This window comes from Acidipropionibacterium jensenii DSM 20535, assembly GCF_000425285.1.
Classification (GTDB): domain Bacteria; phylum Actinomycetota; class Actinomycetes; order Propionibacteriales; family Propionibacteriaceae; genus Acidipropionibacterium; species Acidipropionibacterium jensenii.
This window is the reverse complement of record NZ_AUDD01000048.1, coordinates 1-4,883: the sequence shown is the minus strand read 5'-3', so window position 1 is coordinate 4,883 and position 4,883 is coordinate 1. Positions and strand designations below refer to the sequence as shown.

Here is a 4,883-nt window from a genome sequence, read left to right as displayed (position 1 = left end):
GCCGAGTGGGGACTGGAGACGGTCGAGCCCGACTACTTCGTGACACCGGCCCGGGTGGAGCAGCTTCACCGGCTGCAGGACGCGGCCACCTCCGGGCCCCGGCACGGGACCGTCGGCGCGGTCGCCAGGGATGTGACCGGTCATCTCGCCGCGGCCACCTCCACCGGCGGGATCGCCAACCAGGCGGTCGGCCGAGTGGGGGACACCCCGGTGATCGGGGCGGGGACCTTCGCCCGCGACGGCGTGGTGGCGGTCTCGTGCACCGGGCAGGGGGAGGCCTTCATGCGCGGCGTGGTGGCTCACGACATCGCTGCGCGGATCCGCCACAACCTCAGGCGGCGGAGCGGCAGCCATGGGCCCTGATCCCCCTCGGGCATAGCGTGTGGATGGATCATCAGAACCGACGACATCTGCCAGAGACGGCGTGGATCAACCAACCCCCCAAGGAGACGACCAACTCAACGATCCAGCACAGTCACTGACCCACCCAGGTTGACAGGTTCCGCCAAACCCTGGGTAAGGATGCACTCAGAAAAGATCAGCGGTCTGGAGTATGTGACGTCGTTGAGGTCAAGGCGGGTGTCAAGAATGGCTCCGATGACGATGAGTCCATGGGAGTCGATCTGTGACTCGGGGATCACCTGCCCGCAGACGAGCGCGCGGATCAAGGATGAGCGTATCGGTGCGCGTTCCGTGACCAGTTCGCTGAGCTGACACGTCTTGCGCAGGTCGACACATTCACCAGTCCTGAGGCTGTTAGCTAGGGCTTGTTCAGCGTCAGTGAGTGGAGTCAAACCAGCCCTGTTGACCCACTGGAGATCGAGTTCGTAGGGGCGGCTGGCCATCACGAAGGCCAGATTATCGTCAGAGTGAGGCAGGTTCATTAGCCAGAGCAGACCGGCTGCTGCTAACTCCTCCCTCGGGTGCTCTTACGACTGAAGGCCCCATGCTCTTGGTGCGGGATGGAGCCCACGACGGCATCAGCTGGCGGGGGCAGCGGCTCATCGGCGGATGATGGCAGTTTTTCGTCCGCCGCATCCGGCACCGCCCTGCGGATCGATGCGTATGCGGTCCTTCTTGCGGATCGGCCGTATAGATAGGTCACGTCTGATCTGGCTTGCCCAGGACGGATGTCACAGTGTCCAAGCGTTGCCCATTTCGGACGCCGTGGTCCGTCTCGTGCGAGACCACGAGCCCGGAGTCATGCATCGATCAGATTCGGCTGAGTCGAGTCCCCCGATAGTGGTGTAGCGCGGTCGCCGCCCTCGTCCCTGGCTTCGCCGTGGACGAGGTCCCCGCGCAATCCTTCGAGTTCGCCTTCCACAGCTCTCTCGAACGGATCATCACGATGATCGCTCCATACGTTGTCGACCCTGCCTACTTGATTCGCGCGCTCTATCGGAGCGCAACCGGACACAGCGAGCCAACCTTTCGCGAGACCGCACCCTTGACGGACCTGACCAGACGCGAGGAGTTTCGCGACCGGTTTCAGCGCCTAGCCTTCTCCTCTGACGAGGTTCGCCTGCTCGCTCGGTCCCCTTGCTCGCGACGGCTTCGCACGGGTGTGCTATCTCCTCCACAATGAGCTGGAGATGCCCCTGGCTGAGACTCGCTGCATCTTCACCACAGTCCGGGTTGGTCGCGGTCCAGTGGGGAGAGGCCGGCGGTGATCGCGGAGTCCAGGTCTTGGCCTTGACGGGCTGCTGCGCGTAGTGCCTCGGCACGACCGCGTGCCCCGCGGATGTCGTTGAGGGGTGAGCCTGGCGTGCCGGCCCTGGCCTGGTAGTCGGCCCTGTTGGTGGCGGTGGTGCCGGCTCGACAATGGGCCGGGTTCACGCATGCTGGGTTGTCGCAGTCATGGGAGAGAAGACGCGGGACCGGCTGACCGGGATAGGTGGCCGCCCAGGCCAGTCGGTGGGCGATCACGACCCGGTCATCGCCGACCCAGAACCGGCCATGCCCGCGGTCTGAGATCGCCCCGGTCCAGATCCAACACTCCGTGCCGGTCAGGCGCTGTACGTGGGACCAGAACCGTGCCATCACCGCCGGATCACTGGCGGCCCGGACCAGTAGCTCAGACGACGGGCTGCGCCGCATCATCATCGCCCACCGACTCGCCGGCGGCGTCGGCCTGGCCGACTGCATTGAGGAGATCGGGACCCTCGGCCGCCGGTGCTGGAGCCGGCGTCGGGGCCGGCTGTTCGGCAGGCACCAGGGCCAACGTCTCGTTGAGTTGGCGGACCGTGATCCCGAGACGCTCGGCGGCCTCGGATTTGGTCACTCCGTAGCCGTCGATCATCTGGTGTGCGGCCCGGCCCGCGTCACGGCGGACCGCCGACTCCTCGGCTTCCTGTTCGGCGGCCAGGGCCGCCCGCCTGTCGTCGAATTTGTGGCTGATCGACTCGATCCGCGCGTCGGCATCGAGGTAGGCCGCCGCGAGTTCCACCAGGTGCTGCTCGCGCTCCAGGAACTTCGCTGCGCGCTCGGTGGCCGCCTGGCAGCCACCGACCGTGATGTTCTCTTGACCATCTCATCCCCCTAACACCATGGGCGCTGGCGCCCATCCACGTCAGCATGGCCTGTGGCGATGAGGGGCGAGGTTGGCTTCTGTCAGATGTGAATCGCCCTGGGTTTCGTTCCGTTCCTCAAGCAAGGATGGAACCGATGAATCAGAAGTACTCGCCCGAGATGCGGGAGAAGGCGTTGCGGATGCTCGACGAGGCGAAGCCCTCGCATCCGAACCTGATGGCGGCGGTGCGCCATGTCGCGGGGCTGCTCGGCATGAGCGCAGAGACGCTGCGGGTGTGGCATCGCCGCCGCGAGGTCGACGCGGGCCAGCGGCCCGGTGTCCCGACCGATGTCGTTGAGGAGAACACCCGGCTGCGGCGTGAGAACGCTGAGCTGCGGAAAGCGAACGAGGTGCTCAAAGCTGCGAGCGTGTTTTTCGCGAAGGAACTCGACCGACCCTGACCGACATGATCCGCTTCATCGATGAGCATCGGGATCAGTTCGGGGTCGAGTTCCTCTGCCGCGTCCTCCGGGACGCGGTACCAGGGTTCCTCACCTCCCGCGGGTATCGCGCCGCGAAGACGCGCGTGCCCTCTGCCCGGCAGCTGCGTGACGAGCTGCTCGTGCCGGAGATCCGCCGTCTCCACGAGGAGAACTACGGCGTGTACGGGGTGCGGAAGATGCATGCGCTGCTGCGACGGCAGGGCTGGGATGTCGGCCGCGACCAGACCGCCCGGCTCATGGCCCTGGCGGGAGTACGCGGAGTGGCGCGGTCGAAGAAGGTGTTCACCACGAAGTCCGATCCTCGGGTCCCGCAACCGCAGGACCTCGTGAAGCGGGACTTCACCGCGCCGGCGCCGCGGCGGCTGTGGGTCGCGGACATCACGTATGTTGCGACATGGGCGGGCTTCGCGTATGTCGCGTTCGTGATCGACGTGTTCTCCCGGATGATCGTCGGGTCGAACGTCGCCTCCACGCTGAAGGCCGATGTGCTGCCGCTCCAGGCGTTGAACATGGCCGCCTTCAACGCCGCGGGGCCGCTCGATGAGCTCGTGCACCACGCCGATCACGGGTCGAACTACCTCTCCGTGGTCTACACGGATCTGATCGTCGAGATCGGCGCGAAACCGTCCACGGGAACCGTCGGCGACAGTTACGACAATGCCCTCGCCGAGGCCGTCAACGGGCTCTACAAGACCGAGCTGATCCGCCGTCGGGGCCCGTGGCGCACGGTCGAGCAGGTTGAGCTCGCGACCCTCGAGTACGTGTGGTGGTGGAACAACTCCCGCCTCCACGGCGAGCTCGGTCACCGAACACCCGTCGAGATCGAGGCCGCGTACTACGCTGACCAAGAATCACCCCAGCCGGCGACCGCCGGACAGGGAACCCGATAGGAACGAAACCCAGGGCGATTCAGATGTTCGGGGCGTCGGGTATCGGGACTGAGTCGAGGTAGGGGCACAGGCCGATCCATGGTTGATGGTCCTCCACCCATTGGCGCATCTCAGGTGGGGGAAACTCGGTGTGGATCCAGTCGCGGGTGGTTGTTGTCCCGTCGCAGGGATCGGGCCCGGAGATCATGTGCACCAGATGATCCCAGGGTTGGGACTCCATCTCCCAGACGAGGGCGAGGACCGCATCGGCGTCCTCGGGGTCGGTGTCCCAGTCCTGCACCGGTCCGGCCCACACCGGCACCTGGACCCGGCTCGGGGTCGCCCGGTCTGCCGACAGCAGTCGGTTCTCCTGGTCCCACTCGCCCTCCAGATCCCAGCGGACCCCGGTCGTCAGGGCCACCCGGCACCGCACCAGGAGGCCGACCCCCCACCCCACATGCCCTGGGATCTCCTCGGGAATCAACGGAGCCGGTCTCATCCAGTACAACGGGGACTCCGGCATCTGGTAGGTCCAACCCCGCGCCCATGCGTGCGTTCGTGACGTCGCGACTACTTTCACTTCTGCTCGACGGGGACCGACCAGCCTCCGCTGCCTCCTCCGCCATTCCCACTGACCTTCTTGGTGATGTGGAGAGTCCATCGGCCATTGGCCTCGGCGTTTCATCGGTGAGTGCCGGAGGTGTGGTCGCCGGGTAGGCGAAAGTGCTCCTGACTTGGCAGGATAGGGCTTGTATAGAGTCCGAATCCGTCAAGGTCGAGGAGCACTCCCAAGGTGAAGGCTACCGGGTCGTATCCGCGTGTTCATGTCGATGCCGCGCCCGTGGCCGCAGCGGGTCAGGCCGGTGGGGTGCTGCTGGTCGAGACGATCCGCGCCTCCGGGTTGGACCGGGAACTGAGCAGGGCCCTGGCCCGGTGGGCCACACCGTTGACCGTCCATGACCCGGGCAAGATCCTGTGCGATCTGGCCCTGTCCCTGGCTGT

At 66.0% G+C, this 4,883-nt stretch carries 6 protein-coding genes, 1 pseudogene and 1 other annotated feature; of the genes and pseudogenes, 3 read left to right on the top strand and 4 right to left on the bottom strand.

The genetic code is table 11. The annotated features are described in order from the left end of the window. Positions 1-363, top strand: a 363-nt coding sequence (locus H590_RS16930) for an isoaspartyl peptidase/L-asparaginase (protein ID WP_161626038.1), incomplete at its 5' end; no start/stop codon positions are given. Between the two features lie 95 nt (positions 364-458). On the opposite strand, the gene H590_RS0113500 is transcribed toward H590_RS16930, so the two are convergent. From H590_RS0113500 to H590_RS0113490, 3 genes are all read right to left on the bottom strand, one after another. Further along, on the bottom strand, positions 459-884 hold the full coding sequence (locus H590_RS0113500; protein WP_028703928.1) for a hypothetical protein: 426 nt from the start codon (positions 882-884) through the stop codon (positions 459-461). A 736-nt stretch (positions 885-1,620) separates the two neighbouring features. Further along, positions 1,621-2,040 carry an HNH endonuclease gene (locus H590_RS17580; protein WP_232020968.1) on the bottom strand — a complete coding sequence of 140 codons (420 nt, stop codon included), beginning with the start codon at positions 2,038-2,040 and terminating at the stop codon, positions 1,621-1,623. 34 nt (positions 2,041-2,074) lie between these two features. Beyond that, positions 2,075-2,446 carry a hypothetical protein gene (locus H590_RS0113490; RefSeq protein ID WP_028703926.1) on the bottom strand — a complete coding sequence of 124 codons (372 nt, stop codon included), beginning with the start codon at positions 2,444-2,446 and terminating at the stop codon, positions 2,075-2,077. A 209-nt stretch (positions 2,447-2,655) separates the two neighbouring features. Here H590_RS0113490 and H590_RS0113480 point away from each other — a divergent pair. After that, a protein-coding gene (locus tag H590_RS0113480) for an IS3 family transposase (protein WP_425393488.1) occupies positions 2,656-3,902 on the top strand; the annotation gives its coding sequence in 2 pieces (ribosomal slippage) (positions 2,656-2,944 and positions 2,944-3,902; 1,248 coding nt in all). After that, positions 2,937-3,040, top strand: a sequence feature (AL1L pseudoknot). (Overlaps the previous gene by 104 nt.) Before the next feature lie 19 nt (positions 3,903-3,921). Here the strand turns inward: H590_RS0113480 and H590_RS0113475 are convergent. Beyond that, positions 3,922-4,302, bottom strand: coding sequence for a hypothetical protein (locus tag H590_RS0113475; RefSeq protein WP_154655338.1), 381 nt, complete (start codon positions 4,300-4,302; stop codon positions 3,922-3,924). A gap of 372 nt (positions 4,303-4,674) precedes the next feature. Here H590_RS0113475 and H590_RS19265 point away from each other — a divergent pair. Further along, a pseudogene (locus H590_RS19265) lies at positions 4,675-4,883 on the top strand (IS1380 family transposase); the annotation flags it as partial.

Excerpts from the sequence above, each read along its gene's own strand:
- H590_RS0113500 (WP_028703928.1), bottom strand. The coding sequence starts at position 884 with ATGAACCTGCCTCACTCTGACGATAATCTGGCCTTCGTGATGGCCAGC.
- H590_RS17580 (WP_232020968.1), bottom strand. The coding sequence starts at position 2,040 with ATGGCACGGTTCTGGTCCCACGTACAGCGCCTGACCGGCACGGAGTGT.